Source organism: Pacificimonas aurantium (assembly GCF_020092905.1).
Taxonomy (GTDB): Bacteria; Pseudomonadota; Alphaproteobacteria; order Sphingomonadales; family Sphingomonadaceae; genus Pacificimonas; species Pacificimonas aurantium.
The window spans coordinates 1,067,634-1,092,829 of the sequence record NZ_JAGSGB010000002.1; the positions used below are offsets into that span (position 1 = coordinate 1,067,634).

Consider the following 25,196-nt stretch of genomic DNA (forward strand, 5'->3'; position numbering starts at 1 on the left):
GGCGCGGATCTGACGAAAGCGTCCACGCCCGAATAAGTCTGTTGCAGGGCCAAAAGCCTTCCCGTCGCGCCAAGGTCAATGCCAAGCGGCGTCGCCCACGAGAGTTGCGGCGCAGACATTCGGGCAAGCTCGAGGCCGGACAGGCCAAACGCCCTCGGACGCGGGAAGCTGAGCGAGCGGCAAGTCCGCCTCGCTAGGCGCTCGCATCCGATTGCGCCTCCGGTCGTGCGTTCCGAAATGCGGACAGTTCCATCAGGTTCTTGTCCACCTCGACCAGTGCCGGAAAGGGTTCGAGGTCGGTCCGCCAGCGCCGGGCATTGTACATTTGCGGCGCCAGGCAGACGTCGGCGAGGGTGACATCGTCACCGAACAGGAAGCGGCCCGAAGAGCGCTCGGCCAGTTCCTCGAGCGGCCCGAATCCCACCGACATCCAGTGACCATACCAGGCGATGAACTCGTCCCGGTCGTGGCCGAGCCTCTCCTCAAGGTAGCGCATGACGCTGGAATTGCCGAGCGGGTGAACGTCGCTGACGATGATCTGTGCCGCGCCGCGAATGCGCCCGCGCATGGCCGCATCGCCATGAAGAAGCGGCGGGTCGGGATAGACCTCCTCGAGATATTCGAGGATCGCCAGGCTCTGGTTGAGCGCCGCTTCGCCGTCGATAAGCAGCGGGACGCGGCCCTGCGGATTGAGCATGCGGTACCCGGGAGAGCGCTGCGCACCCGCGTTCAGGTCGATGACCGCGCGGTCATAGTCGAGGCCCTTAAGCCCCAGCGCGATTCGCACCCGGAACGCCGCCGAAGAGCGCCAGAAGTCGTATAGGACCCGGTCGCTCACGCCCCGCCCATGGCACTGGTCTGGAGCGGCACCACCTCCTGCTCGATCGTGCCGAAGATGGGCTTTCCGTCGTCTCCGTCCATCCAGATGCGAACCGTATCGCCATAAGCCATGAACTCGGTCGCAGGGCTGCCCGACGCGATCGTTTCGACCATGCGCTGCTCGGCGATGCAGCTATAGCCCTTGCCGCCCTCTGCCACGGGGCGACCGGGCGAGTTGTCGGGGTCGCGGTTCGACACGGTACCCGAGCCGATGATCGTTCCGGCCCCCGGCGAGCGGGTCTTGGCCAGATGCGCCACGAGCATGCCCATGTCGAAGGTCATTTCCTCGCCGGCCTCGGCACGGCCAAAGGGCCGGTCGTTATAGTCCACCTTCAAGGTGCGGTGCAGCTTGCCGCCGCGCCAGGCGGTGCCCAGCTCATCGGGCGTGACGAAGACGGGCGACAATGCGCTGGCCGGCTTCGACTGGACGAAGCCGAAACCCTTGCCGAGCTCGCCGGGGATGAGGTTCCGAAGCGAGATATCGTTCGTCAGCCCGATGAGGATGATGTGATCGAGCGCCTGCTCGGGCGTGACGCCCTGCGGCACATCGTCAGTCACGACGACGATCTCCGCCTCCATGTCGCATCCCCATGCCGGATCGCCGAGAGGGATCGGGTCGCGGGGGCCGAGGAAGCCGTCCGAACCGCCCTGATACATCAGCGGATCGGTCCAGAAGCTGTCCGGGAGTTCAGCGCCGCGGGCACGGCGTACCAGCTCCACATGGTTCACATAGGCACTGCCATCGGCCCACTGATAGGCGCGCGGCAGCGGAGCGGCAGCGTCATGTTCGTGAAAACGCTCACGCGGGATGGCCTCATGCTCAAGCTCTTCGGCAAGGCTTTCGAGACGCGGGCGCATGACTGCCCAGTCGTCGATCGCCGCCTGAAGCGTCGGCGCAATATGTGCGGCATCCGCGTACCAGGCGAGATCGCGCGAAACGACGACGAGGCGCCCGTCGCGGCCGCCCTTAAGGCTTGCGAGTTTCATCGGTCCTCCACGCTAATGTCTTGATCGCTCAGTCCGCGGCCAGGTCGCGGATCAGCGCCGGCCAATAGTCGAGACCGAAGTAAAAGCTGTCGGCGGGTGCGCGCTCGTTCAGACCATGCGCACCGACCGGGCTAGGCGGAAAGAAGATCGGCGAGACGGCGAACGTCGGGATGCCCGCCTTGCGAAACCATTTGCCATCGGTACCGCCAGCTGACTGGTTCGGCATGACCGTCACGTCGGGGTAGCGCGGAGCAAGCGCAGCCTTGACGGCGGCCATGACCTCAGGATCGGGCGTCGAGATCGGGCTGGCGGACGGGTTGTCGAGAGCCTGCCAGGTCACATTCTCGATATCTGCGCTCAGCTCCTCGAGCCGGTCCTGAACCTCGGAGACCTCAACGCCGGGAAAGATGCGGCAGTTCACGGTCGCGGTGGCCCGTTGCGGCAACGCGTTTTCGGCATGGCCGGCGTCGAGCATGGTGGCGACGCAGGTCGTCGACACGTCGGGCGCCGTTTTCGGATCGTTCACGAGGGCTGCCGCCGCCTCGCTATCGGCAGGATCGTCTGCGAAGCGGCGCATCAGCGCGGCGCGCTCTGCCGGTTCGCCCGCCGCGGCGGCGCGGATCAGGCCGCGCGTGATCTCGTTCGACATTGCCGGGAAGCGCAGCTCGGCCACGCGCTGCAGGATGGAGGTCAGATCGTAGATCGCATTGTCGGCCCGAGGCTGGCTGGAATGACCGCCGGGGTTGGTGACCGTAACCTCGAAGGTCGCATAGGTCTTCTCGGCAACCTGCATGCCGTAGCCGAGCGCGGTTCCGTCTTCGGACAGCGCGCCGCCGCCTGCATCTGAATTGAGCGCATAGGCAAAACCAAGCGGGGCAAGACTGTTCGCCAGCGCCTGCGTCGTCGCCATGCCCGTTTCCTCGTCTCCGGAGAAGGCAAGGAAGAGGTCGCGATCAGGGACGAAGCCGGACGCCTTCAATTCGGCAAACGCCCGCGTCAGATGCGCAACGCCCATCTTGTTGTCGACGGCGCCGCGGCCAAGGAAGAAGCCGTCCTCCTCGCGAAGCGCGAAGGGATCATGCTCCCAGTCTTCCGGCAGGGCATCGACGACGTCCATGTGCGCCATGAACGCGATCGGGGCCTCCTCGCCCGACCCCTCGTAGCGGACGGTCATATAGGCGGTTTCGCCGCTGGGCGTGATGGTGATGTCCTCGTCGGAAAAGCCAGCTTCGCGAAGTTCCTGCGCCAGCCGCTCCGCCATTGCGGGAACCTGACCGTGACCCTCTGCCGTCCGGAAGGAAATCAGGTCGCGGTACAGGTCGAGCGCCTCGGTGCCGCGTTCGCTGCCGGGCTGCACCTGGGCGACGGCAGGCAGGCTGACGGCAGAGGCAAGAAGCGCTGCGGAAATACCTGCCGAAAGGACAGCGGCACTGCGGGTGCGGATCATGGCAATCGGGTCTCCTGAAATGTGCCCGCTTCTTGCCCGTCCGGCCGCCGCTTGTCGAGCGAGGCGCCCGCCGGCCGGAACCGGCCGGGCGCCCCCGACAGGGCCTGAGCCCGCGCTCTAGTTCGCCCGAGCGGGCATCGGCGCGGAGACCGCCGCGACATTCGCCGCGCCGTCTTCCCCGACATCGTAGCGCTCGAACCAGCCGAGCACATAGGCGACCTTCGAGATCAGGTTCGACGGGCGCGCGGCGATACCGTGGCCCGCCCCCTGAATGCGCACCATCGCCGTCGGCACGCCCTGAATCTTCAGCGCGGCGTAGAACTGCTCGGTTTCCGACATCGGCGTGCGATAGTCCTCCTCACCGGTAAGGAGCATCGTCGGTGTCTCGACGTTGCCGACCAGCGAGAGCGGGGACTGTTCCCAATAGAGCATCGGGTTGTCCCACGGCTTGGCCTGGAACAGCTCGTCCCAGGAGCCGGCGCCGAAGTCCGACGTAAGGATGAAGGTCGCCCAGTTGATCACGGGCTTCGCCACCACCGCGGCCCGGAACCTGTCGGTCTTTCCGACGATCCAGGCAGACAGCACGCCGCCGCCGGACCCGCCGGTGACGAAGAGCCGGTCAGGATCGACGAAGCCAGTCGCGACAGCCGCATCGACGCCCGCCATCAGGTCGTCATAGTCGCCGCTGGGATAAGCCTGGTCGATCTGCATGGCGAAATCATCGCCATAGCCCGTAGATCCGCGCGGGTTGCAGTAGGTGACGACATAGCCCTCGGCGGCATAAAGCTGCACTTCGGCGGAGAAACGCCGACCGTAATTCGCATGCGGGCCGCCGTGAATTTCGAGGATCATGGGGTAGGTCTGCGAGCTGTCGAAATCGGGCGGCGTTACAATCCAGCACTGGCTTGTGACGCCGTCCGCCGCCGTGACCGGGAGTTCGCGAACTTCGCCGAAGCGCGTCTGCGCCTTCAGATCGGCATTGATGTTCGTCAGCTGCCGCACACGGCCGTTCCGCAAGGTGGCCAGTTCTGCGGGTGCATCGTCCGACGCCATGTTGAAGGCGACGGTTCCGGCATCGTCGGCAACGTCGATGCTGGCGCCGGAATAGGGGCGGCCGAGGCTTTCCCCGCCAAGGCCCTCTGCCAGCACGTCATAGTCGTCGCCGCGCACCGAGCCCCGGGCCAGCTTCGTCGTGCCGCCATCGTCATAAACGAAGTAGAGACTGCGTCCGTCCGCAGCCCAGTCATAGCCGCCGATGGTACGGTCGAGACCGGCCGCCACGCGCCGCATGTCCGACCCGTCGAGACGGCTGGTCCAGAGTTCCAGCGGGACATGCCAGGACTTGCGGTCCGAGCGCCGTAAGAACGCGATCCGGTCCCCGTCAGGAGACACGAGCGGGGCAAATTCGCTTTCCGGCGTCGTGGCAAGCGGGGTCACGGCCATCGTGCGAACGTCGACGGCGAACAGGTCGTTCTGCCCCTGCCCTTCGCGCCAGTCCTCGGTCCTGTCCGACGATACGAACAGACGGGCGCCGTCCGGCGACCAGGTGGCGGTCCCGCCATAGTCATAGTCGTCGCGCGTCAGCTGTCGCGGCGTACCGCCCTCGGCGCTGACCACGAAGAGCTGGCTGAGGCCCTGCTCGTAAAATCCGGCGCCGTCGCCGCGGTAGAAAGTCTGATCGATCACCTTCGGGCGCGCACTCCACTCGGCGCCTTCCGGCGGGCTGGGCAGCTTCGCGATCGGATCGGGATCGGCGGGCTGGAACATGGTGAAGGCAATCTGCCTGCCGTCCGGCGACCAGGAGAGGCTGGACGGGCTCTCGACGAGGTCGGTGAGCCGGGCGGTCTCGCCGCCCTCCATCCAGCGCACGTAAATCTGCGAGCCGCCCCCTTCTTCCGAACTGACATAGGCGATGCGCTCACCGTCCGGAGACCAGCGCGGACTGGAAAAGCTCTTCGCGCCCGAGAACAGCGGCACATGGCTGCCATCCTCAAGGTCGTAGACCCAGATCGCGGAGCGCGGCGCGTCGCCGCGAATGTCGAAGCCACGGCGCGTATAGGCGATCTTTGTCCCGTCCGGCGAGACCTGAGGCTGCGTGGCATATTCGAGCTGGAACACGTCCATCAGCTCGAACAGCGTTGGATCCGTCTCTTCCTTCTCCTGAGCCATTGCAGGCGCAGAGAAGGCCAGCGCCGCCATCGCGACGCATGCAAACCGTTTCATCATCTTTCCAGGTCCCCTCGCTGTCTCTCTGATGCGCATCTGACTAGCGGGAGATGGGGGGCCGGTCTAATCCGTTAGTCGAACGGATTCGCCTTCGAGCGAAGGTTGAGACGCAGGGGAACGCCCTCCAGACCGAATTCCTGCCGCAGCGAGTTTACGAGGTAGCGCTGGTAGCTGGCGGGCAAAGCCTCAAGCCGGTTGCCGAAGACAATGAAGGTCGGCGGCCGGGTCTTTGCCTGAGTGATATAGCGCATCTTGATCCGGCGCCCCTTCGGCGCGGGCGGCGGATTGGTTTCCTGCGCATTTTCGAACCAGCGGTTGAGCTGCCCCGTCGACACACGGCGGCTCCAGGCGTCGCGCTGCTCGAAGGCAACCTTGATCAGCGTGTCGATGCCCTTTCCGCTGAGCCCCGAAACGGTCAGGAGCGGCACGCCGGAAATCTGCGACAGGCCGTCGGCTAGGGCTGCGCGAACGCCATTGAAAAGCCGCGACTGGTCCTCGGCGGCGTCCCATTTCGACAGGCACATGATAAGGGCGCGGCCCTCCTGCAGCACCTGATCTGCGATACGCAGGTCCTGCGCCTCCAGTCCCTTAGTGGCGTCGAGCAGGATGATAACGACTTCGGCGAAGTCGATGGCCCGGCGCGTGTCGGCAACCGAGAGCCGCTCGAGCTTGTCCTGCACCTTTGCGCGCTTGCGCACGCCCGCCGTGTCGATCAGCCGGACGTCGCGCCCTTCGAAGCTCCATTCGATCTCAATACTGTCGCGGGTAATGCCGGCCTCCGGGCCGGTAACAAGCCGCTCTTCCTCAAGGATCTTGTTGATCAGCGTCGACTTGCCGGCATTCGGACGGCCGACAATGGCGAGCCTGAGCGGTCCTTCTTCCTCGTCCCCCTCCTCCTCTTCGGCAGCGAGCGCGTCGAGATGGGGAGCCAGCGCCTCGTACAGATCGGCCATGCCCACACCATGCTCGGCGGAGATGGCGACGGATTCGCCGAGGCCGAGTTCAAAGGCCTCGTAAAGACCGGGATCGGCGGCGCTGCCTTCCGCCTTGTTCGCGACCAGGACGAGCGGGACCTTCTGACCGCGCATCCAGTCTGCGAAATGGCGATCGAGCGGCGTCAGCCCGGCCCGCGCGTCGATCACGAGCAGCGCGGCAGCAGCGTCGCCAAGAGCGGCCTCGGTCTGCTGGCGCATGCGTCCCGACAGGGTTTCCGGCCCCGCCTCTTCGAGGCCCGCCGTGTCGACGGCGATGAAGTGCAGGTCCGAAAGGTCGGCTTCGCCCTCGCGCCGGTCGCGCGTCACGCCGGGCGTGTCGTCGACAAGCGCGATGCGCTTCCCGACGAGCCTGTTGAACAGGGTCGACTTACCGACATTCGGTCGTCCGATAATGACGACCTTCGGAAGGGCCATAGCGGCTCCCCTAGCGCCAGGCGCTCAGGCGCCCGCTTTCATCGAGTAGGTAGAGTGTTTCACCGGCAACGATGGGCGGCAGGTAGAAGCGCTTGCCAACGCGGCGGCGGCTCTCGACTTCGCCCTCGGCGGGATCGACGGTGAGAAGCTCGCCCTCCGAATTGGTAAGCCACAGACGCCCGCCCGCAAGAACCGGCCCGCGATAATAGATCGGCCCCTTCTGGTCCTTCATGTCCCGCCAGCGGGGAAGCTGGGTGATCCAGCGAATCCGGCCGTCGGATTTCTGCACGGCCGCGAGTTCGCCGAGGGTCGAGACGGTGAAGACCCAGTCCCCCGCGACCCAGGGTGTAGAGACACCGCCCAGCGTCTGCTCCCACTGCCGCTGACCGCCGGTAAGGCGAATGCTGACAAGACGTCCGCCATGCCCGAAGGCGATGACATTGCCATCGTCGTCGATCACCGGCGAGGCATCGATGTCGCTAAGCGCCGTCAGAGCCGTCGTCCGGCCCGTGCGCGCGATCAGATCCTGCCAGACCGTCCGACCGTTCTCCACGCGCGCTGCCGTCAGTTCGCCGGAGGAAAAGCCCACGACCGCCGTGTCACGCAAGACCGCCGGAGAGCCGGCGCCGAGAAGACCGGTGGCTTCGACCGTGCCGATGACCTCCCACTCGCGCTCGCCCGTGTCGGCATCAAGTGCGATCATCTGATTGTCGAGCGTCATGGCGAAGACGCGGTTTTCCGCGACGGTCGGCGCGCCGCGCAGGGGAAGCTCCAGATCGCGGCGCCAGATTTCGCTTCCCGTTTCGGCATCATAGGCCGCTACGAGACCATAGCCCGACGTCGCATAGACGCGTCCGCCGAGAGCGGACACGCCGCCGCCAAAGGCCACGCGGCGATCCTCTTCTTCGGGACGCAGGACGGAAGACCAGAGCGAACGGCCGGAGTGCGCGTCGAAGGCAGAGATGCGCGACACCGTATCCATCGCGAAGATGCGCCCGCCGCTGACGACGGGCGGAGCGCCATAATAGGCGTTCTTCGTGGACGCTTCACCGATCTGCACGTCCCAGCGGCGTTCCGGTGACACCGGGACAAAGACATGGCCGAGCGACTTCGCCGCTTCGCCGCCCGGCTGGGTCCACTCCGCGTTCGGGATGCTGGGCGGTAGCACGACCGGCTGGCCGCGCAGGTCGGGATCGGCCTCGACTCGCGATTCGCCCGGCAGCACGGCGACGCGGTTGCCGACGGTCGGCGTTCGTGCCTCATCGCCGCCGAACAGGCCGCAACCGGCCAGAAAGATCAGCGTCAGCAGGGAAAGGGCGCGGGTCATTCGGCAGTCTCGTCAGCGGAAGTTTCGGTCAAATTCGCCGCTTCGGGTGCAGTCGGCTCGTCGAGCGCCAGTTCGTCATCGACAGCGCCGCCATAGGCAGCCGCCATCTGGCTGGCCCGGTCGCGCAGCGTGGGCGGCAGGTCTTCGTCGCCCGCCATGGCAACGTAAAGTTCGGCGGCGCGGTCGGTCTCACCCTCTTTCAGATAAGCGGCTGCAAGCAGCTCTCCGGCGACGCCGAACCACGGCGTGCCAGGCTGCGCGAGCGGCGCCAGCCGCGAGGTCAGCTCCGCCGGTTCGGCATCGTCGAACCCGAGCTGCGCGGCGCGAATGGCAGCAAGGTCGCGCAGCGGCTGTGCGATGGAGGGGTTGTTTTCGATCTGGCTGTAAGCAGCGATGGCACCGTCGATGTCGCCATCCTCCACAAGGAAGCCCGCAGCGAGCAGTTTCGACAGATCCGAATAACCCCGAACATCGCTGCCCGCCAAACGCTCGATGGTCTCAATCGACTGCGGATTGCCGAGATCGAGTCCCTTCAGCGCCTGGTCGAATTCCTCGGCCTGCACGGCGGCATCGGCGGCCTTCTGCTCCTGCCACCAGAGATAACCGGCAAAGGCGATGAGCGCGATGCCGAGAATGATCAGCAAAGGCCTGCCGAACCGGCTCCAGAAACCGGTCAGCTGGTCTTGCCGATAGGCATCATCGACCTCTCGCATGAACGAGGTCGTCGTCGGATCAGCGGGAGTGGCTGGCGGCTTGGCCAAGGAAGGCGCTCCTGAATGTTCGGAAAATTTGCGGACGACACATAGCGGCGGCGCCCCAGCGGCGCAAAATCAATTGCTGAAGAGAGGACCCTAGTCCTTCTTTACGCCGTAAAGCTGCGCATCCTCCGGAAAATCTCGAGATTTGACTGCGGTCGCATATTCGCCGGCAGCCCGGGAGATGTCCTCTGCCATCGTACCGAACCGCTTGACGAAACGCGGAGTGCGCTCGAACAGGCCGAGCATATCCTCCGCGACGAGCACCTGCCCGTCGCACGACGGCGAGGCGCCGATGCCGATGGTGGGAATGTCGAGGCCAGCCGTCACATTGCGCGCAATCTCCTCGATCACGCCCTCGATCACGACGGAGAAAGCACCGGCCTGCTCGACCGCCTTCGCATCCTCGGCGATCTTGGCGGCCTCCTCCTGGCTCTTCCCGCGCGCGCCATATCCGCCAAGCGCGTTCACGGCCTGCGGCGTCAGGCCGACATGCGCCATGACGGGGATGCCCCGCTGCGTCAGGAAGCTGATCGTATCGGCCATGGCGGTACCACCCTCGAGCTTCACGGCAGCGCAGCCGGTTTCGGCCATGATGCGAGACGCTGCGCGGAACGCGGCTTCCGGACTTTCCTCATAGCTGCCGAAGGGCATGTCGACGACGATGAGCGATTTGTAGGAGCCGCGAACGACGGCGGCGCCATGCGCGCACATCATGTCGAGCGTGACGGGGAGGGTCGACGGCAAGCCGTAGATGACCTGTCCCAGGGAATCGCCGACGAGAAGCACGTCGCAATGCTCATCGAGAAGCTGCGCCATGCGTGCGGTGTAGGCCGTCAGCATGACGATCGGCTCGCCGCCGCTATTCTTGCGTGCGCGAATGGCAGGGACGGTCAGGCGCCGTACGGGCTCCGGCACGGGACGCGATCGGCTGGTCGACGTATCTATCGTGAAGGTAGACATGGGCGGCGCTTCTAACCGGCGAACTGCAGGATGGCGAGGCCGCCCGCGAGAATGAGCGCGGCGACGATCCGCCGGGTCCCGAACCCTTCCTTCAGAATGAGAGCACCGAACAGGGCGGCGAACACGACCGAGGTCTCACGCACTGCCGACACGCGCGCCGCCTCCGTCAGCGAGAAGGCGTAGAGCGCCGCCCCGTAGCTGAGGATGGACAGGCCCCCTCCTGCCAGGCCGTAACGCCATTTCGCACGTATGATCTCGCCCCAGCGGCCGCGGCGGCGCCACAGAGCCAAGGGAGTGATGCCCAGACAGTCGAACATGAACAGAAGGACGATGAAGGTGAAAGGTGACGGCGCCGCGCGCACGCCCGCAGCATCGGTAACATTGTAAAGCGCAATACCAGCCGCCGTCAGCAGCGCGAACAGGAGCGCCCGGCGGTCGGGATGGGCCAGCAGCCCGACACCCCGCGGCGGCAGGGCAAAGGCGACGACCGCTAGTGTGGCGATGACCAGGCCGAGAACCGCAGGAAGCGACAGCGCCTCCCCCAGGACGAGCCAGGCGAGGAGCCCGGTCAGCAGCGGAGCCCCTCCGCGCATGATGGGGAAGACGAGCGAGAGCTCCCCATGCTTAAGAGCCCCGACCAGAACGAGCTGGTATGCGAAGTGCGCCGGCACCGCGACCGCGAGAGCGCGCCAAGTGGCCGCGTCGGGCGGCGGCACGACGAACAGCGCCGGTGCCACCATCAGAGCCGCACTGCACTGGAGAATGGCGCGCGAGGAGAGAATGTCCGCGCCTGCCTTTACGCTGAGATTGGCAGCCGCAAGCGTAAGCGCGCTGAACAGGCCAAGAGCGAGCGCCAGAAGTTCCGGGCTCAGCACACGGCGTTACTCGTCATCTTCGGGAATGTCGCTCGCCTCGCCGTCGAGAAGGCCGGCATCCTCATAGGCGTCGGCATCATAGCCCACGAGAAGCGGACCCCCATGTTCGATCACCGGCCGCTTTATCAGCGACGGGTTCGCCGCCATCAACGCAATTGCCTTCGCCTCCTCGACGTTGGACTTATCCGCCTCGTCCAGCTGGCGCCATGTCGTGCCGCGACGGTTCAGAAGCGGCTCGTACCCGACTTCGGACGCCCAGAGCGCCAGCCGGCTCTCTTCGATCCCCGCCTTCTTATAGTCGTGAAAATTATAGGCGACGCCATGCTCGTCGAGCCACCGCCGGGCCTTCTTCACGCTGTCGCAATTGGGAATGCCGTAGAGCGTCACCGTCATTCGCTGTCTCCATAGTCGATGCGGACGCGGCCCGCCGCCTCGGCCGCCGCCTTCCTTGCCTCGTCGAGCGAGCCGGCGCGCACCAGCGCCACGCCCATACGGCGAAACGGCCGGGTTTCCGGTTTTCCGAACAGGCGGACATCGACATGGTCCGCCTCGACCGACAGAGCTTCGGCAAGGCCGGTAAAGGAGAAGGCGCGGCTGTCGCGGCCAGCAAGGATCACCGCCGAGGCGGAGGGTCCGACGGCCCGCACCGGCGGCACGGGGAGCCCCAATATGGCGCGGACATGCAGGTCGAACTCGCTGAGGTCCTGGCTGACCAGCGTCACCATCCCCGTGTCGTGCGGCCGGGGGCTGAGCTCGGAGAAGATGACCTCCTCCCCCTTCACGAAGAACTCGACGCCGAAAATGCCATGGCCGCCAAGCGCTTCGACCACGCGCTCCGCCATGGCCTGCGCCTGATCGAGCGCAGCAGCGCTCATGGCCGCCGGCTGCCAGCTTTCCTGATAATCGCCGCGCGCCTGCCGGTGGCCGATGGGCGGACAGAAGGAGATACCCGCCGCCGACGAAACGGTAAGCAGCGTGATTTCATAGTCGAAGTCGACGAACCCCTCGGCGATGACGCGCAGCCGGTCCCCACGTCCGCTATCCTCGGCATAGGCCCATGCCTCGGCGATGTCGCCCGGGCCGCGCACCGTGCTCTGGCCCTTGCCCGAAGACGACATGACCGGTTTTACAACGAGCGGGAAACCGATCTCAGAAGCCGCGTCCTCAAGCTCTCGCAGGCTTTCGGCATACCGGTAGGGCGAGGTGGTCAGACCAAGTTCCCCGGCAGCGAGGTCGCGGATGGCATCCCGGTTCATGGTCAGCTGCGCGGCGCGGGCCGAGGGCACGACGACCAAACCTTCAGCTTCCAAATCCGCGAGCACTTCGGTGCGAATGGCCTCGATCTCGGGCACGACGAAGTCCGGCGCATGCTTGCGGATGGCGGCCCGCAAGGCATCGCCGTCGAGCATCGAAAAGACCTCCGCCTCGTCGGCGACCTGCATGGCGGGCGCGTTCGCATAGCGGTCGCAGGCAATCACGTGACAGCCCAGACGCTGGGCGGAAATCACCACTTCCTTGCCAAGTTCGCCGGAGCCGAGAAGGAGGAGCTTTGCCGTAGGAGTCATGCGGCCTTCCATAACGCCCGCCGTTCGCGTTGCCAGCCTTCGCCGACCCGCGTATCCCTTCACGGTCATGACTTCAAAGACCGCACCCCCCGACCATCCGGGCGTCATCGCGCCGCCGCCGCTGATCTTCGCCATCCCTCTGCTCGCGGGACTGGCGGTCCATTACACCGTCGGCGCTATGGATATGGGTCTGCCCGCCCTCGTCCGCTGGCCCCTGGGTCTTGTCGCCATCTTCGCCGGAGCGGCGCTGGTGGGGCTGGCGATCGAACGGTTCGGCCGCGCAAAGACGAACCCGGAACCCTGGAAGCCCGCAACGGCACTGGTGACGGAAGGGATCTACGCGCGGACGAGGAACCCGATGTATCTGGGTATGGCCATTACCTATGCCGGTCTCGCGATACTCTGGGACTGCTGGTTTACGCTCGCACTGCTGCTTCTGGCCCTGCTGGTCATCCATTTCGGAGTGATCCTGCGCGAAGAGCGCTATCTGGAGCGCAAATTCGGCGGCGAGTATGTGATGCTGAAGAAGCGGACCCGGCGCTGGATCTGAAGGCCTAAAGGGTCTTGTCCTCATACTCGCAAAGATCGACGAGGAAGCAGGCACCGCACTTCGGCGACCGGCTGGTGCAGATGCGCTTGCCGAACTGGATCAGCCAGAAATGCCCTTCCGCCTTTGCCCAGTCGGGCGCGCGAGCATCGAGATGCTCGGCAATCTTCGCCTCCGAATAGCCGCTGGCGAGGCCGGTGCGCTCGCAGACCCTGCCCACATGCGTGTCAACCGCGATGACGTCCTCGCCGAAGGTGAACGCCATGATGATATCGGCGCATTTCCGGCCAATTCCGTGCATCTGTAGAAGGCCGGCGCGCGTGCGCGGCACTTCCCCGCCCTTCTCGTCGATAAGCTGGCGGCAGAAGCGACGAATCGCCTTCGCCTTGTTGTTGTAGAGGCCGGCCGGGCGGATCGCGTCGACCAGCTCCTCGTCGCCGAGCGCCAGCATTTGCTCGGGCGTCGTGGCAAGCGCGAACAATGCGCTCGTCGCCTTGGCGGTGTTGGCGTCGCGCGACTGCGCGGAGAGCATGCAGGCGATGCAGGAGCGGAATGGATCCGGCTGCTCCTTCGGCCCCTTCGCACCGCGCGTATCGCCCGGCATGGCGTCCGCAAGCAGGCGGAACATCGTCTCGACCTCGGCATCGCTCAGCACTGCGTGCGGCCCATGTCGCACAGCGCCTGCGCGGGGCAAGGTCCGCAGTCTGCCCGGGCGGGTCGGCAATAGGTCTGGCCGACCTTCTTCATCAGAAGGTGATGCTCGTCATAGTCAGCTGCGTCCCATTCGGGCGGCATGACCGGCATGATCGCCTCGAACGCGCGAGAGGTCGTCGCCTTCGCCGGCACGAGACCCATGCGCTGGAGGATGCGCCGGTGATGACCATCGAGAACCAGTGCGCGCCGATCCAGCGTCGAGGCGTTCATGATCCCCGCCGCAATCTTCCGGCCAATGCCGGGCAGCCTCTCGAGCCAGCGCATCGCTTCGGCAGTTTCCATGCCCGCGAGATGGGCGAGGTCGACGCCGCCGCGAAGCTCGATCAACGCGCGCAGGCAGGCCTTGAGCCGCTCCGCCGCCATGTTCGGATAGGTCTGGGTGGCCAGTTCACCCTGCAGGTCCTCGACGGGAGCCTCGGCAACGGCCTCCCAGCTTCCCCAGCGCGACAGCAGTGTGTCGGTCGCCGCATTCGAAATCTCGGACCTGGTCTGTGCGCCGATGACACCCTGCACCAACACCCACTCCGGCGCCCGCCACGCCGCCGCGGCGCGCTCGATGCGCCCGAAACGCTGGACGAGTAGCGGCTGCAGGCGGCGCAAACGCTCGGTGCGTTCGTCAGAGCCGAAAGCAAGCTGCGTCACAGGAGACCGCGCCCGCCCATGTCTTCGCTGCCAAGACCAGTTCTCACCTGCATAGCCAGTAGGGACGGCGTCTCATCCGTCGTTCCGCCCGCGTCTGCGGAGGTTGACGACGAACTCACCCAGCGCTCCGACGAGCATCAGGAAGGACCCAACGATGAATAGCCAGATGCCGGTCGTCTTCCACTGTTCGAATTGCGGCAGGAACAGGATGCTGCCGACAAAGAACATGACGTTGCCGAGCAGTCCGAGCCCCGTATGGATCCAGCCATAGTCCTCGACGACCGTCTTGAGCAGGTTGCGCATGCAGGTACCTCCCCGGTCCAGGAGCTAGTGTTCGCCGCTCACTCCCATTCAATCGTCCAAACCAACATTAAGCCGTTGATATCACGTATAATTATGGCCTTGGGGCGCGCAAAAACCGACTACTGGCTAGTCAAAATGTTACGCTTTTGATTTTAAAGGGAAAAAGGGTCGAAAAAAAATTCGTGGGTTTCAAGGACAATCGGCGTCAATCGCCAGTCTCGACCCTGTGAACGCCGTCCCACAGATTGACCCAATCTGTAGCAGAAAACACCGCTGACCACAACGAGCAGCCTGCCTCGGACAAGAGGTCAGTTTGCGTTTATGCCGATTTGCTAACCACAAAGCAGCAAACCAGGGCATCTTCAAACTGGCGCTTGGTTTGAAAGTATGCTAAAACACTCACTATGAGTGAGCAAACAATAGGAAAGTTAAAGCAACTGGAACAGGTCCTGCCTGAGGGCCTGCTCGTCGATGCCGCGTGGCTTTCCGCTCAAGGCTACTCAACCTCGCTGCGCACCAAATATGTTGCCTCTGGCTGGCTCGAGCAGCCGGCACGCCGAGTGTATCGGCGCCCTCGCGGACAGCTTGGCTGGCAGCAGGTGGTCGTCTCGCTGCAGACGCTTCTCGGCTATCGTCTCACCGTTGGCGGCCGGACAGCCCTCGAGCTGCAAGGCTATGCCCATTACCTCTCACAGGATCGTTCCGAGATCCATCTTCACGGTCCAGCGAAGCCGCCCAGCTGGCTCACGACGCTCCCACTGAAGGAACGGTTCGTGTATCACAACAGCTCGCCGCTCTTCGGGGCCGACCTGGAGGATGTCAGCTTTCCTTCCCTCGTTTCGGACCGCGCACCTGATGCGCGAGTTGCGGGATCTTTTCAGGACGCCGGATTGCGCGCTCTGCCCTGGGGGCAATGGGATTGGCCGTTGACGGTATCGACGCCCGAACGGGCGGTTCTCGAACTTCTCGATGAGCTGCCCCAGCGTGAGAGCTTCGATCAGGTCGACGTGCTGATGGAAGGTCTGAGCGATCTTGCGCCGAGGCGGCTCCAGAAGCTGCTTGTCCGCTGCCGCAGTGTGAAGGTGAAGCGCCTGTTCTTCTTCTTTGCCGATCGGCATCGCCATGCATGGCTCAAGCAAGTCGACCGGACCGCAATCGAACTGGGTTCGGGCAAGCGCATGCTGGTCAAGGACGGCAGGTACGATCCGACCTACGAGATCACTGTCCCCAAGGAACTGGCCGAGGCGTATTGATGGCATTTGCGGACACTTACCGAAATCAGGTCGCATTACTGATCCGCACACTGCCTTCGGTGGTTGCGGAAGAGTGCTTCGCGATGAAGGGTGGCACGGCGATCAATCTGTTCGTGCGCGACCTGCCGCGCCTCTCGGTCGATATCGATCTTACCTACCTGCCAGTGCAGGACCGCGCGACCTCGCTTGCAACGATCAATGCGGCGATGGCGCGCATCGCTGAGCGCATTACCGAGTCAGTCCGCGGCTCCCGTGTCGCTTCGTCACGCTCGCGCGAGAATGTGATCACTAAGCTCGTCGTCCGTGGCGATGGCGCGCAAATCAAGATTGAGGTGACGCCGGTCCTGCGTGGCTGCGTGTTCGAGCCCGCCATACGGTCGGTCTCCCCCAGCGTGGAAGATGAATTCGGCTTTGCCGAAATGCGGATCGTCTCGTTTCCCGATCTCTATGCCGGCAAGATTGTCGCCGCCCTCGACCGTCAGCATCCACGCGATCTGTTCGACGTGCGTGATCTTCTGGCGAATGAAGGCATCGACGATGCGCTGCGTCGGGCCTTCCTCATCTACCTGATCAGCCACGACCGCCCCATGGCCGAAGTTCTGGCGGTGCGGCGCAAAGATATTGCGGTAGAATTTGACCGAGGTTTCGTCGGCATGACGCGACAACCGGTCGAACTCGAGACCCTGCTTGCGGCGCGTGAAGCACTGATTGCCGACATCGTCGGAGAGATGCCCAATGCGCACCGCCAATTTCTGTTGGCGTTCGAGCGCGGCGAACCCGACTGGCCAGCCCTCAACCTGGAGGCCGGCGCCGAACTGCCGGCCGTGCGATGGCGGCAACAAAACCTCGATGGTTTGAAGGCTGAGAAACGCCAGGCACTGGTGCGGCAGCTTGAAGAGGTTCTGGCAACATAGGGTCGTAGAAGGCCGGAGCCGTCATCATCATCGGCGAGCAAATCAGGTGGCGGCCGAAAGGTTCACGCGCTCCATCAGCGCTTCGGCGCTTTCCTTGCGCTCCGAATAGCGATCGGTGAGATAGGTCGAGACATCCCGTGTGAGCAACGTGAACTTGACCAGCTCCTCCATCACGTCGACCACGCGATCGTAGTAGGAGGACGGTTTCATGCGGCCGGCCTCGTCGAATTGCTGGAACGCCTTGGCGACGGATGACTGGTTGGGGATCGTCACCATGCGCATCCATCGACCAAGCACCCGCATCTGATTGACGGCGTTGAAGCTCTGGGAGCCGCCCGATACTTGCATGACGGCCAGTGTTCGGCCCTGTGTCGGCCGGACGGCCCCGACCGAAAGGGGAATCCAGTCGATCTGGGCCTTCATCACCGCGCTCATCGCGCCGTGCCGCTCGGGACTCGTCCAGACCTGCCCCTCCGACCAGAGCGACAGGTCACGCAGCTCCTGCACTTTCGGGTGAGCGACTTCCGCTCCGTCCGGCAATGGCAGGCCGGTCGGGTCGAAGATGCGTGTTTCGGCGCCAAAGGCATTCAGCAGTAGTTCGGCCTCCTGCGTCAGAAACCGGCTATAGGAGCGCTCGCGAAGCGAGCCATAAAGCAGCAGGATGCGCGGCCGATGCGCCGAAGGCGACGCCCGCAGCCGGTCAATATCGGGAACATCGATGCAACCGGGATCGATATTGGGCAGAGCGTTCAGCATTAGTGGTTCGCCTCCGCGACAGCCACGGTCTTGCTGCCCCGCTCATACCAACCTTTCGAGCGGTTCACGATCCACACGACCGAGAGCATGACCGGCACTTCGATGAGAACGCCGACGACGGTGGCGAGCGCCGCGCCCGAATGGAACCCGAACAGGCTGATGGCAGCGGCGACGGCGAGTTCGAAGAAGTTGGAGGCACCGATAAGGGCCGAAGGGCCGGCGACGCAATGCTGCTCGCCCGTGATCCGATTCAGCAAATAGGCAAGTCCGGAGTTGAAATAGACCTGGATCAGGATCGGCACCGCGAGCAGCCCGATGACCATCGGCTGGGCGATGATCTGTTCGCCCTGAAAGCCGAATAACAGCACCAGTGTCACCAGCAGCGCCGTCAGCGAGGCCGGGCTTAGCCTGGCGAGCAGCCGGTCGAGCGCGGCTTGCCCGCCTGCCGCCAGCAAATAGCGACGCACGATCTGGGCGATAATCACCGGGATCACGATATAAAGCACAACCGATAAAACGAGCGTGCCCCATGGTACGGTGATCGCCGACAGGCCGAGCAGCAGGCCAACGATCGGCGCGAAGGCCACCACCATGATCGCGTCATTGAGCGCGACCTGGGAGAGCGTGAAATGCGGCTCGCCCTTGGTCAGGTGCGACCAGACGAACACCATCGCCGTGCACGGGGCAGCGGCAAGAATGATCAGGCCGGCGATATAGCTGTCGATCTGGCCGGCCGGCAGAAAGGGCCGGAAGAGCCAGCCGATGAACAGCCAGGCCAGCAACGCCATCGAGAAAGGCTTGATCGCCCAGTTGATAAACAGCGTTACGCCAATGCCCCGCCAGTGCCGGCCAACTTCGCCGAGCGTGGTGAAGTCGATCTTTAGCAGCATCGGTATAACCATCAGCCAGATCAGCCCCGCCACCGGCAGATTGACGTTAGCGATTTCGGCTGCGCCAATGGCCTGGAACACGCCCGGCACAAAATGGCCGAGTGCAATGCCAAGGATGATGCAAAGCGCGACCCACAGGGTTAGGTAGCGTTCGAATGTGGACATGGATTTCCCTTATGCGGTCGCTACGCGGTGACCGTGCTCGTCAATGACGCGCTCGCCATCTTCCTTGATGAATTTGTCTTGCTGCGGCGGCAGCAGGTCGAGCACGACTTCAGACGGCCGGCAGAGTTTCACGCCCTTGGGTGTGGCCACGATCGGTCGATTGATGAGGATCGGATGCGCCATCATGGCGTCGAGAAGCTGGTCGTCGGTCAGCGCCGGATCGCCAAGACCGAGCTCCCCATAAGGCGTTCCCTTTTCGCGCAGCAGCGCGCGCACCGATATGCCCATGCGCTGGATGAGCTGGTCCAGCATCACCCTTGAGGGCGGGGTCTTTAGATATTCGATGACATGGGGTTCGACACCGGCATTGCGGATCATCGCCAGCGTGTTGCGTGAGGTACCGCACTCGGGGTTGTGATAGATGACAACGTCCATGGCTGACCTCACGCGGCGCTGTTGCGGGACGAGGACGCCCCATCCGATTGCCCTATCTCCACGAGCTTGGCGCGCAGGGATGCCTTGTCGAGGCTGGCTACGGGGAGCGCGGTAAAAATGGAGATGCGATTCTTGAGGTAGCGAAGGGCCGCAACGAAGGCGGCTTCCTGTTCGATCTCGGAGCCTTCCACCGGGGCGGGATCTTCGATGCCCCAGTGCGCGGTCATTGGCTGGCCCGGCCAGACCGGACAGGCTTCACCGGCCGCGCTGTCGCAGACCGTGAACACGAAATCCATGGTCGGCGCATCAGACGCAGCGAATTCTTCCCAGCTCTTCGAGCGCAAGCCGTCGGCAGGATAGTCAAAGCTTTTCAGCACCTTCAACGCGAGGGGATGGACCTTCCCCTTGGGCTGACTGCCGGCGGAAAAGGCACGAAAGCGACCCGCGCCATCCTTGTTCAGGATGCTTTCTGCCAGGATCGAGCGCGCCGAATTGCCGGTACACAGAAACAGGACCTTGAAAATACGATCGGGTTGGCTTGCATCAGACATGGGCTGTGCCTTTCGTCGGTTCGCAACAAGATGACAACGCGGCCATGGCCGGGTTGCACACTTCCGGGTGCCCCTGACAGCAGTCGCGCATGAGGAATTCGATAAGGCCCGAGAGCACCCCGAGCGCCGCGGTGTAGATAATCGAGCGCCCGGCTCGCCGGGATTCAACAAGCCCGGCCTGTTCTAGATGGCTCAGGTGAAAAGACATGCGCGAAGAGGACGCGCCGTCCACTGCTTCGCCGATGGCACCGGCGGACATTCCTTCCGGCCCGGCCGTCACAAGAAGCCGAACGATGCGTAGCCTCGTCTCCTGCGAAAGCGCGGCGCAGGCCGCGAGAGCTCGTTTCTCATCCATAATCATCTCAATAATTCAAGAATCATTGAGATGATTGGTATAGCAAAAGCTCTCAGGGCACCAGTCCCTAGTGTGCATCGCGCGGCATCTGTCCATCGCATGGTGACGGACCGGACTTTGGGCCGCGTTAGGCAGTCGGCGTAGGTGACAGGATTTGTCACCTTCGTATGCGAATTTTATCCTGAAAAGGATAGACGATTCGCGATCGCTCTCCGCGCTCTCGAACAGTCTGCTCTTAGCTGAACGCACGCGATCGGAGAGCTCGATGAATTTCACGCATTACAATCTGGGGCATGTCGAACGGGGCAGTGTCGTCGTGGTGACGCTCAGCGGCAGTGCGGCCAACGTCCGCCTCATGGATGGCTCGAACTTCAACAGCTACAAAGCGGGCCGTCGCCATAGTTATGTCGGAGGCCTCGCGAAGCGCTCTCCCGTGCGCCTACCGGTGCCGCGTTCCGGCACCTGGCATGTTGCCATCGACATGCAGGGGCTTCGCGGATCGGTGCGGTCCGGAGTTCAGGTGGTCCCGGGTGCGGCGCTCACCCCTCTGCCCACAATCAACGAGGCACCGCTGCGCAGTGTCCCCACACTCGTCCGCGACGCCGATGATGATCTCGCGCCGCCGCCCGAGGCACCCGATGGCCGAGTGTTCGACGTTTTCATCTCTCATGCGTCCGAAGACAAGAACGAGGTCGTCCGACCGCTGGCAAATGCACTGCGCGAAGCAGGATTGTCGGTCTGGTATGATGAATTCGAACTGCGAATCGGCGACAGCCTTCGCCGCAAAATCGACCGAGGCCTGGGAAGCAGCCGCTTCGGCGTGGTTGTGCTGTCGCAGGCGTTCTTTGGCAAAGGCTGGCCCGAATACGAGCTCGACGGGCTCGTCACCCGCGCCGTATCGGGGGAACAGATCCTGCTGCCGATCTGGCACAACGTCTCCAAACGCGAAGTGATCGGCTACTCGGCTTCGCTCGCCGATCGACTGGCGCGCAGCACCGCCACCCACACCGTCGAAGAGATTGCCGCGGAAATCGCCGACGTCGTGCGCTTGCCGAACGCAGCGTGACGCCGGAGGCGGCAGGAGAGACCAAATGAGAAGGCAGATTGAGGATGAATGGAACGGTTGGGACGGCGACACCATCGTCCGGCTGACCGACGGTTCGGTGTGGCGTCAGGAGGAATATCACTATGAATATCGCTACGCCTACCGCCCCTCAGTGACCCTGTCCGGCAACGTCATGCATGTCGAGGGCATGAGCCGCGGCATCCGCGTCCGCCGGATCGACTAGGAGAACAACGCCGATGCAGACGCGTATTGCAGGAGCCTGGACGGGCTGGAGCGGCGATACCATTGTCAAGCTCGCCAATGGAACGGTCTGGCGCCAGGATCAGTACTATTATCGCTATCAGTACAAGTACCGGCCGCGTGTGGTGATCGAGGGCCGGTATATGCATGTCGAGGGCATGCCTAAGGCGGTACGCGTGCGCCGCATCGATTAGCAGTCAAAGTATCACTTCCGCGGCGGCGCTCATGACCGCTCATTCAAAAATCTGCCCGCCACCGGTTTGGAACATCTCAACAAGTTGCTGATAATCAGCCCTTTGAATCTGGATGTTCGGGCATATCGAAGGTGGCGTTGAGCAAATTGTTATCCGGCCGAGCGCAGACATACCGCCCCGGCTTTCTTGCGCGTTTGTTTGCTTCCGGAAAATGGAAGCTGACCCTGGACCCGAGACTGTCCGGGCGCATCCGGTTGCGCCAGGAAGGTGATATCGAGCTTGCCTGCCTCGATATTGTGTCGATTTCGGCCAGCAAGGCTCTGCTGTGGCACAGCGTTGAGATCCGCTCTCGCGGCAGAACGGATGCTCTGTCCGGCCTGACTGGTGAAGCAGCCGCGCAATTGGTCACTGACCTTCACGCCTTCATCAATACCCATCTCTTCGGCCTGATTGGCGCCGAAACGGGCCGCTTGCACGATGTCGATGCCCAGCTTCGGAAAATCACCGAAGGCAGCAGGCAGTATCTCGCTCAGGCCGATCTTGGCCGGGCGATTGCCAGCGTGCCAGGCGATGCGGCGGCCGCCCTCGCGCATCCGCTCTTGAATTCACAGTTAATGCCGGCCAAGCTCAAGGCGTCTCTGCCGCCTTCGTTCACCTTCCTGACGGATCCGGGCGTTCGCCAAGCCTATAATGAAGCATTCGTCGCCGCGGAGCTGGAAACATTCGGGCCGTTCTTCGACGATCTCGACGGGCGGTCCCTGTCCGATCAGCAACGCGAAGCCTGCATTCGCCTCGAGGACAACAATTTGCTGGTCGCCTCGGCGGGCTCGGGCAAGTCCGCGACCATGGTCGGCAAGGTTGCTTATGTTCTGGAAAAGCAGCTCTACCGGCCGGAGGAGATCCTGCTTCTGGCTTTCAACAAGAGTGCTGCCGATGAATTGAAGACCCGGATCGCCCGGCAGCTGCAGGTCGAGGAAAGCGAGCTGGCTTGCCGCGTCACGACGTTTCATGCGCTGGGACGCGGCATTATCGAAGAGGTCGAGGGGCGGCCGCCCCAACTGGCCAATTGGGTCGAGCACCCTGCCGGCGAAACCAAGGTCATCGAAGAGATCATTCAAGCCTTGGTCGAGAGCGATCCGGAGTTCGCGCGGATGTGGAGCGATCTGCTGGTGGTGCATCCCAAGGCCGACATTCCGGTCGAGGTCTTCGACACCGAAACCGACTACAATCGCTATGTCTCCGATCGCCTCAGGAAGGGCTCTGCCACGATCGGCTCGCTTGCCGGCACTATCGTCAAGTCCCTGCAGGAGCAGAAGATCGTCAACTGGCTGTGGCTGCATTCGGTTGCCTTCGAATACGAGCGGCAGATCGCAGTCGAAGACGATGATGGTACGGTGCGCCACCTCCATCCCGACTTCTATTATCCGCAGGCTGACACGGTGCATGAGCACTTCGCGCTCAACGCCGATGGGACCTCGCCATTTGCGGACTATGCCGTGCATGCCGAGAGCAAGCGGCAGGCCTATCGCCGCAAAGGCATCGACTTCTTCGAAACGACGTCAGCCCAGGCCAGCAGCGAAACGCTTTTGAGCACGCTCGAAGCCGAGTTGGCGCAGCGCGCCGTGCCATTGGAGCGCAGGGACTATGCCGAGATCACCAAGGCGCTCGAGCCGGTGGTGATCAAGCATTATCACAAGCTCATATCGATCTGCATCAAGCACATTCGCGCCAGCCATTTGACGCTCGACATGCTGCTCGAACGCGCCAAAACCCTGCACGACAAGGAGCGGGCAAAGCTCTATGCCCGGGTCGTCTGGTCGATCGCGCAAGGCTATTCCCGCCGCCTGGAAGAGACCGACCGGATCGATTTCGATTCCATGATCGCCGATGCCGTCAGGCTTGTCGAAACCGGCCGCTATCAGAGCCCCTATTCGCTGATTCTTGTCGACGAGTTCCAGGATATCTCCGAACCGCGCGCCAATCTCATCAAGGCGCTCAAGCAGCAGGTGGCGTTCAGCAAGGTATTCGCCGTCGGCGACGACTGGCAGTCGATCTATCGCTTTGCCGGCTCAGACATCACGATCTTCACGCAGTTCGAGGCCAATTTCGGAGCAAGCTGGCGGGGGCGCCTGGAACAGACCTATCGCTGCAATCAGCTGATTGCCGAGACGGCCGCGAAATTCGTCCAGCGCAATCCGGAACAAATCGCTAAGGCGGTTCGCTCGACACGACCCGCCATCGCGCGGTCGATCCGGGTCATTCCCATCGATGATGAGCGCGGCAGACCCGATTTTGCCAAGGCTTGCCATCGCCTGCTCGAACGGCTCGACACGGCTCTGGGCGGTATGGCCGCGCAGTGGCGCAAGGAGCCGAACGCCAAGCTCAAGGTTCTGGTGTTATGGCGGTACAATCTGCTCGATCCGTTCGCAGGACGTCCGCCCGCCTTTGCCCATATCGAGGTTTCGGGGATGTCCTTTCACCGGGCCAAGGGGCTTGAGGCGGATTACACGGTTCTGCTCGACGTGAGCGAGGGCGACTACGGCGTGCCGAGCCGCATCGAGGATGATGAACTGCTCAATCTGGTTATCCCCCGTCCTGAGACTTACGCATATGCCGAAGAACGACGTCTGTTCTACGTTGCGCTGACGCGCTCCAGCCGGGGCGCCTATCTTATGACCAATAGCCGGCAACCGTCCCGCTATATTCGGGAGCTGTGCGAGATCGCGGGCGACGAGATTCGCTTTGAAACGATCGAAGGCGCGGCGCTGCGTCAATGCCCCAAATGCCTGGTCGGGCAGATGGTCGAAAAGCGCAACAGGAACGGCGCGGTGTTTTGCGGATGCAACCAGTTTCCCGAATGTCGGCATAGTGAAGGAGCCGAGACGCCTTCAACCGCACGCTTGCGACGACGCGCATAAGGCCGGGTCTGCGGTCGTAACGAAGTACAATTCGCCCCAATGACGGCCTCATCCGCCGAGCGGACGCTCGTCGGTTTCCGGAGCACCGGTTGTTCGGCGGTATCGCCCCTTCCGCCGCGATCCGACATAGCAGATCAGGTTCGCCGTTTTCAGCGCGGCGATGTCGCGGCGCGCGGTTTTGAGGCTGACTTGCCACAAGGCCATGATCTCGCTGGCGCCGCAGCGATCGCCTTCGGCGAGTCTGGCCAGAAACCAGTATTGGCGCTCATTGAGTTCAGCCCGATCAGGGTCATTCATAGGGTCGCGATTAGAGTCATCTTTAGGGTCATTTGGCCGGTGATCGGCAGGTCTCCTGCCCCCGGCAAACTCGCCGACGACATAGGCGCCCCTGGCCGCCGCCAGCGCATAGCGATCGACTGGCCCTGACAGTTTGGCGGCCACCGGTCCCTCGATGATCCCGAGGACGAAAGCGCGAATGACGGGTGAGGACACCACGAGACGCAAGAAAAACACCGTATCGGGACCGTGTTGGCCCGAAAGCCAGTGTTTGACTGTGCGCTCGCTGGCATGGGTCTGGCGCATGATCTGCTTGACCGCGCGGTGGCTGTCGCCGTGCTCCTTGCGCAGCAGTTCGGCCATGGTTTGCGCATAGATCTGGCGCGTGGCCAGGACACCTTTCCATGGCGGTAATTTCCTGCCCTTTTTCTGCAACATCTTCCGGTCTCTCCGCAGTTAAACTGGTCGAGGTGCGGAAGCGGCGGCGAGGCCACGTGCTGAGGCGGTCGGTTGCCCGGACCGCCTCAGGTAAAGCAGGAAAGGG

Annotated in this window: 28 protein-coding genes; 7 read left to right on the forward strand and 21 right to left on the reverse strand. The window is 63.5% G+C overall.

Annotated elements, in window-relative coordinates; translation table 11 throughout:
* Window positions 1–193: 193 nt before the first annotated feature.
* From maiA to purT, 11 genes are all read right to left on the reverse strand, one after another.
* Window positions 194–838, reverse strand: a complete 645-nt coding sequence (gene maiA / locus KCN53_RS11895; protein WP_088712242.1) for a maleylacetoacetate isomerase — start codon at window positions 836–838, stop codon at window positions 194–196.
* Window positions 835–1,866 (reverse strand): fumarylacetoacetate hydrolase family protein, encoded by a 1,032-nt coding sequence (locus tag KCN53_RS11900; RefSeq protein WP_088712241.1) that lies wholly within the window; start codon window positions 1,864–1,866, stop codon window positions 835–837. The genes maiA and KCN53_RS11900 overlap by 4 nt, the downstream gene beginning before the upstream one ends.
* A gap of 28 nt (window positions 1,867–1,894) precedes the next feature.
* A complete protein-coding gene (locus KCN53_RS11905; protein ID WP_088712240.1) occupies window positions 1,895–3,313 on the reverse strand; it encodes a M20/M25/M40 family metallo-hydrolase in 1,419 nt (472 codons plus the stop codon).
* Window positions 3,314–3,430: 117 nt separating this feature from the next.
* On the reverse strand, window positions 3,431–5,539 hold the full coding sequence (locus KCN53_RS11910; protein ID WP_088712239.1) for a S9 family peptidase: 2,109 nt from the start codon (window positions 5,537–5,539) through the stop codon (window positions 3,431–3,433).
* A gap of 71 nt (window positions 5,540–5,610) precedes the next feature.
* Window positions 5,611–6,948 (reverse strand): ribosome biogenesis GTPase Der, encoded by a 1,338-nt coding sequence (gene der, locus KCN53_RS11915; protein ID WP_088712238.1) that lies wholly within the window; start codon window positions 6,946–6,948, stop codon window positions 5,611–5,613.
* Window positions 6,949–6,958: 10 nt separating this feature from the next.
* A complete protein-coding gene (locus KCN53_RS11920) occupies window positions 6,959–8,275 on the reverse strand; it encodes an outer membrane protein assembly factor BamB family protein (protein ID WP_088712237.1) in 1,317 nt (438 codons plus the stop codon).
* On the reverse strand, window positions 8,272–9,036 hold the full coding sequence (locus KCN53_RS11925) for a tetratricopeptide repeat protein (protein WP_143712212.1): 765 nt from the start codon (window positions 9,034–9,036) through the stop codon (window positions 8,272–8,274). The genes KCN53_RS11920 and KCN53_RS11925 overlap by 4 nt, the downstream gene beginning before the upstream one ends.
* A gap of 90 nt (window positions 9,037–9,126) precedes the next feature.
* Window positions 9,127–9,993 carry a 3-methyl-2-oxobutanoate hydroxymethyltransferase gene (gene panB / locus KCN53_RS11930; protein WP_088712235.1) on the reverse strand — a complete coding sequence of 289 codons (867 nt, stop codon included), beginning with the start codon at window positions 9,991–9,993 and terminating at the stop codon, window positions 9,127–9,129.
* A gap of 11 nt (window positions 9,994–10,004) precedes the next feature.
* The gene (locus KCN53_RS11935; protein WP_207790604.1) at window positions 10,005–10,868 is read right to left on the reverse strand and encodes a DMT family transporter; all 864 of its coding nucleotides are present in this window, start codon (window positions 10,866–10,868) and stop codon (window positions 10,005–10,007) included.
* Window positions 10,869–10,874: 6 nt separating this feature from the next.
* On the reverse strand, window positions 10,875–11,261 hold the full coding sequence (locus KCN53_RS11940; protein ID WP_088712234.1) for an ArsC family reductase: 387 nt from the start codon (window positions 11,259–11,261) through the stop codon (window positions 10,875–10,877).
* Window positions 11,258–12,433 carry a formate-dependent phosphoribosylglycinamide formyltransferase gene (purT, locus tag KCN53_RS11945; protein WP_088713404.1) on the reverse strand — a complete coding sequence of 392 codons (1,176 nt, stop codon included), beginning with the start codon at window positions 12,431–12,433 and terminating at the stop codon, window positions 11,258–11,260. The genes KCN53_RS11940 and purT overlap by 4 nt, the downstream gene beginning before the upstream one ends.
* A gap of 67 nt (window positions 12,434–12,500) precedes the next feature.
* Here purT and KCN53_RS11950 point away from each other — a divergent pair, with 67 nt between their 5' ends.
* Window positions 12,501–12,983 carry a methyltransferase family protein gene (locus KCN53_RS11950; protein WP_172406211.1) on the forward strand — a complete coding sequence of 161 codons (483 nt, stop codon included), beginning with the start codon at window positions 12,501–12,503 and terminating at the stop codon, window positions 12,981–12,983.
* A gap of 4 nt (window positions 12,984–12,987) precedes the next feature.
* Here KCN53_RS11950 and KCN53_RS11955 read toward each other — a convergent pair whose 3' ends face one another.
* The 3 genes from KCN53_RS11955 to KCN53_RS11965 form a co-directional block, all read right to left on the reverse strand.
* Window positions 12,988–13,635 carry an endonuclease III domain-containing protein gene (locus KCN53_RS11955; protein WP_207790603.1) on the reverse strand — a complete coding sequence of 216 codons (648 nt, stop codon included), beginning with the start codon at window positions 13,633–13,635 and terminating at the stop codon, window positions 12,988–12,990.
* Window positions 13,629–14,336: an endonuclease III domain-containing protein gene (locus KCN53_RS11960; protein ID WP_088712232.1), complete on the reverse strand. Its 708-nt coding sequence runs from the start codon at window positions 14,334–14,336 to the stop codon at window positions 13,629–13,631. Before KCN53_RS11960 ends, KCN53_RS11955 begins: the two co-directional genes overlap by 7 nt.
* A gap of 72 nt (window positions 14,337–14,408) precedes the next feature.
* Window positions 14,409–14,639: a YrhK family protein gene (locus tag KCN53_RS11965; protein WP_088712231.1), complete on the reverse strand. Its 231-nt coding sequence runs from the start codon at window positions 14,637–14,639 to the stop codon at window positions 14,409–14,411.
* 404 nt (window positions 14,640–15,043) lie between these two features.
* Between KCN53_RS11965 and KCN53_RS11970 the strand changes: the two genes are divergently transcribed.
* Together KCN53_RS11970 and KCN53_RS11975 are read left to right on the forward strand one after the other, a co-directional pair.
* Window positions 15,044–15,892 (forward strand): type IV toxin-antitoxin system AbiEi family antitoxin domain-containing protein, encoded by an 849-nt coding sequence (locus KCN53_RS11970; protein WP_047165823.1) that lies wholly within the window; start codon window positions 15,044–15,046, stop codon window positions 15,890–15,892.
* Window positions 15,892–16,806 carry a nucleotidyl transferase AbiEii/AbiGii toxin family protein gene (locus KCN53_RS11975; protein WP_088712230.1) on the forward strand — a complete coding sequence of 305 codons (915 nt, stop codon included), beginning with the start codon at window positions 15,892–15,894 and terminating at the stop codon, window positions 16,804–16,806. Before KCN53_RS11970 ends, KCN53_RS11975 begins: the two co-directional genes overlap by 1 nt.
* Before the next feature lie 42 nt (window positions 16,807–16,848).
* Here KCN53_RS11975 and arsH read toward each other — a convergent pair whose 3' ends face one another.
* Genes arsH through KCN53_RS12000 form a run of 5 tightly spaced genes read right to left on the reverse strand, consistent with a single transcriptional unit; the run spans window position 16,849 to window position 19,964 of the window.
* Window positions 16,849–17,562, reverse strand: a complete 714-nt coding sequence (gene arsH / locus KCN53_RS11980; RefSeq protein ID WP_047165825.1) for an arsenical resistance protein ArsH — start codon at window positions 17,560–17,562, stop codon at window positions 16,849–16,851.
* Window positions 17,562–18,617: an ACR3 family arsenite efflux transporter gene (gene arsB, locus KCN53_RS11985; RefSeq protein WP_088712229.1), complete on the reverse strand. Its 1,056-nt coding sequence runs from the start codon at window positions 18,615–18,617 to the stop codon at window positions 17,562–17,564. The genes arsH and arsB overlap by 1 nt, the downstream gene beginning before the upstream one ends.
* A 9-nt stretch (window positions 18,618–18,626) precedes the next feature.
* On the reverse strand, window positions 18,627–19,052 hold the full coding sequence (arsC, locus tag KCN53_RS11990) for an arsenate reductase (glutaredoxin) (protein ID WP_088712228.1): 426 nt from the start codon (window positions 19,050–19,052) through the stop codon (window positions 18,627–18,629).
* A gap of 8 nt (window positions 19,053–19,060) precedes the next feature.
* Window positions 19,061–19,603 carry an arsenate reductase ArsC gene (locus KCN53_RS11995; RefSeq protein WP_088712227.1) on the reverse strand — a complete coding sequence of 181 codons (543 nt, stop codon included), beginning with the start codon at window positions 19,601–19,603 and terminating at the stop codon, window positions 19,061–19,063.
* Window positions 19,596–19,964, reverse strand: a complete 369-nt coding sequence (locus KCN53_RS12000; protein WP_317988422.1) for an ArsR/SmtB family transcription factor — start codon at window positions 19,962–19,964, stop codon at window positions 19,596–19,598. The genes KCN53_RS11995 and KCN53_RS12000 overlap by 8 nt, the downstream gene beginning before the upstream one ends.
* Window positions 19,965–20,223: 259 nt before the next feature.
* Between KCN53_RS12000 and KCN53_RS12005 the strand changes: the two genes are divergently transcribed.
* Genes KCN53_RS12005 through KCN53_RS12015 form a run of 3 tightly spaced genes read left to right on the forward strand, consistent with a single transcriptional unit; the run spans window position 20,224 to window position 21,458 of the window.
* The gene (locus tag KCN53_RS12005) at window positions 20,224–21,024 is read left to right on the forward strand and encodes a DUF1883 domain-containing protein (protein ID WP_088712225.1); all 801 of its coding nucleotides are present in this window, start codon (window positions 20,224–20,226) and stop codon (window positions 21,022–21,024) included.
* Window positions 21,025–21,049: 25 nt separating this feature from the next.
* Window positions 21,050–21,247: a hypothetical protein gene (locus tag KCN53_RS12010; RefSeq protein WP_088712224.1), complete on the forward strand. Its 198-nt coding sequence runs from the start codon at window positions 21,050–21,052 to the stop codon at window positions 21,245–21,247.
* A gap of 13 nt (window positions 21,248–21,260) precedes the next feature.
* Window positions 21,261–21,458, forward strand: coding sequence for a hypothetical protein (locus KCN53_RS12015; RefSeq protein WP_028035883.1), 198 nt, complete (start codon window positions 21,261–21,263; stop codon window positions 21,456–21,458).
* A 149-nt stretch (window positions 21,459–21,607) separates the two neighbouring features.
* On the opposite strand, the gene KCN53_RS12020 is transcribed toward KCN53_RS12015, so the two are convergent.
* Window positions 21,608–22,051: a hypothetical protein gene (locus KCN53_RS12020; protein WP_224199640.1), complete on the reverse strand. Its 444-nt coding sequence runs from the start codon at window positions 22,049–22,051 to the stop codon at window positions 21,608–21,610.
* A gap of 21 nt (window positions 22,052–22,072) precedes the next feature.
* Here KCN53_RS12020 and KCN53_RS12025 point away from each other — a divergent pair, with 21 nt between their 5' ends.
* Window positions 22,073–24,376, forward strand: coding sequence for a UvrD-helicase domain-containing protein (locus tag KCN53_RS12025; RefSeq protein WP_224199642.1), 2,304 nt, complete (start codon window positions 22,073–22,075; stop codon window positions 24,374–24,376).
* A 48-nt stretch (window positions 24,377–24,424) separates the two neighbouring features.
* On the opposite strand, the gene KCN53_RS12030 is transcribed toward KCN53_RS12025, so the two are convergent.
* The gene (locus KCN53_RS12030) at window positions 24,425–25,090 is read right to left on the reverse strand and encodes a DeoR family transcriptional regulator (protein ID WP_088712222.1); all 666 of its coding nucleotides are present in this window, start codon (window positions 25,088–25,090) and stop codon (window positions 24,425–24,427) included.
* Window positions 25,091–25,196: the final 106 nt, after the last annotated feature.

Coding starts and splice junctions, on each gene's coding strand:
- KCN53_RS12030 (WP_088712222.1), bottom strand. CDS start 25,090: ATGTTGCAGAAAAAGGGCAGGAAATTACCGCCATGGAAAGGTGTCCTG.
- KCN53_RS11900 (WP_088712241.1), bottom strand. CDS start 1,866: ATGAAACTCGCAAGCCTTAAGGGCGGCCGCGACGGGCGCCTCGTCGTC.
- arsH (WP_047165825.1), bottom strand. CDS start 17,562: ATGCTGAACGCTCTGCCCAATATCGATCCCGGTTGCATCGATGTTCCC.
- KCN53_RS11950 (WP_172406211.1), top strand. CDS start 12,501: ATGACTTCAAAGACCGCACCCCCCGACCATCCGGGCGTCATCGCGCCG.
- KCN53_RS11940 (WP_088712234.1), bottom strand. CDS start 11,261: ATGACGGTGACGCTCTACGGCATTCCCAATTGCGACAGCGTGAAGAAG.
- KCN53_RS12000 (WP_317988422.1), bottom strand. CDS start 19,964: ATGATTATGGATGAGAAACGAGCTCTCGCGGCCTGCGCCGCGCTTTCG.
- KCN53_RS12020 (WP_224199640.1), bottom strand. CDS start 22,051: ATGCGCGAGGGCGGCCGCCGCATCGCCTGGCACGCTGGCAATCGCCCG.
- KCN53_RS11975 (WP_088712230.1), top strand. CDS start 15,892: ATGGCATTTGCGGACACTTACCGAAATCAGGTCGCATTACTGATCCGC.
- arsB (WP_088712229.1), bottom strand. CDS start 18,617: ATGTCCACATTCGAACGCTACCTAACCCTGTGGGTCGCGCTTTGCATC.
- KCN53_RS11920 (WP_088712237.1), bottom strand. CDS start 8,275: ATGACCCGCGCCCTTTCCCTGCTGACGCTGATCTTTCTGGCCGGTTGC.
- purT (WP_088713404.1), bottom strand. CDS start 12,433: ATGACTCCTACGGCAAAGCTCCTCCTTCTCGGCTCCGGCGAACTTGGC.
- KCN53_RS12005 (WP_088712225.1), top strand. CDS start 20,224: ATGAATTTCACGCATTACAATCTGGGGCATGTCGAACGGGGCAGTGTC.
- KCN53_RS11965 (WP_088712231.1), bottom strand. CDS start 14,639: ATGCGCAACCTGCTCAAGACGGTCGTCGAGGACTATGGCTGGATCCAT.
- KCN53_RS11910 (WP_088712239.1), bottom strand. CDS start 5,539: ATGATGAAACGGTTTGCATGCGTCGCGATGGCGGCGCTGGCCTTCTCT.
- der (WP_088712238.1), bottom strand. CDS start 6,948: ATGGCCCTTCCGAAGGTCGTCATTATCGGACGACCGAATGTCGGTAAG.
- KCN53_RS11995 (WP_088712227.1), bottom strand. CDS start 19,603: ATGTCTGATGCAAGCCAACCCGATCGTATTTTCAAGGTCCTGTTTCTG.
- KCN53_RS11970 (WP_047165823.1), top strand. CDS start 15,044: ATGAGTGAGCAAACAATAGGAAAGTTAAAGCAACTGGAACAGGTCCTG.
- KCN53_RS11905 (WP_088712240.1), bottom strand. CDS start 3,313: ATGATCCGCACCCGCAGTGCCGCTGTCCTTTCGGCAGGTATTTCCGCA.
- KCN53_RS12025 (WP_224199642.1), top strand. CDS start 22,073: ATGCCGGCCAAGCTCAAGGCGTCTCTGCCGCCTTCGTTCACCTTCCTG.
- KCN53_RS12010 (WP_088712224.1), top strand. CDS start 21,050: ATGAGAAGGCAGATTGAGGATGAATGGAACGGTTGGGACGGCGACACC.
- panB (WP_088712235.1), bottom strand. CDS start 9,993: ATGTCTACCTTCACGATAGATACGTCGACCAGCCGATCGCGTCCCGTG.
- arsC (WP_088712228.1), bottom strand. CDS start 19,052: ATGGACGTTGTCATCTATCACAACCCCGAGTGCGGTACCTCACGCAAC.
- KCN53_RS12015 (WP_028035883.1), top strand. CDS start 21,261: ATGCAGACGCGTATTGCAGGAGCCTGGACGGGCTGGAGCGGCGATACC.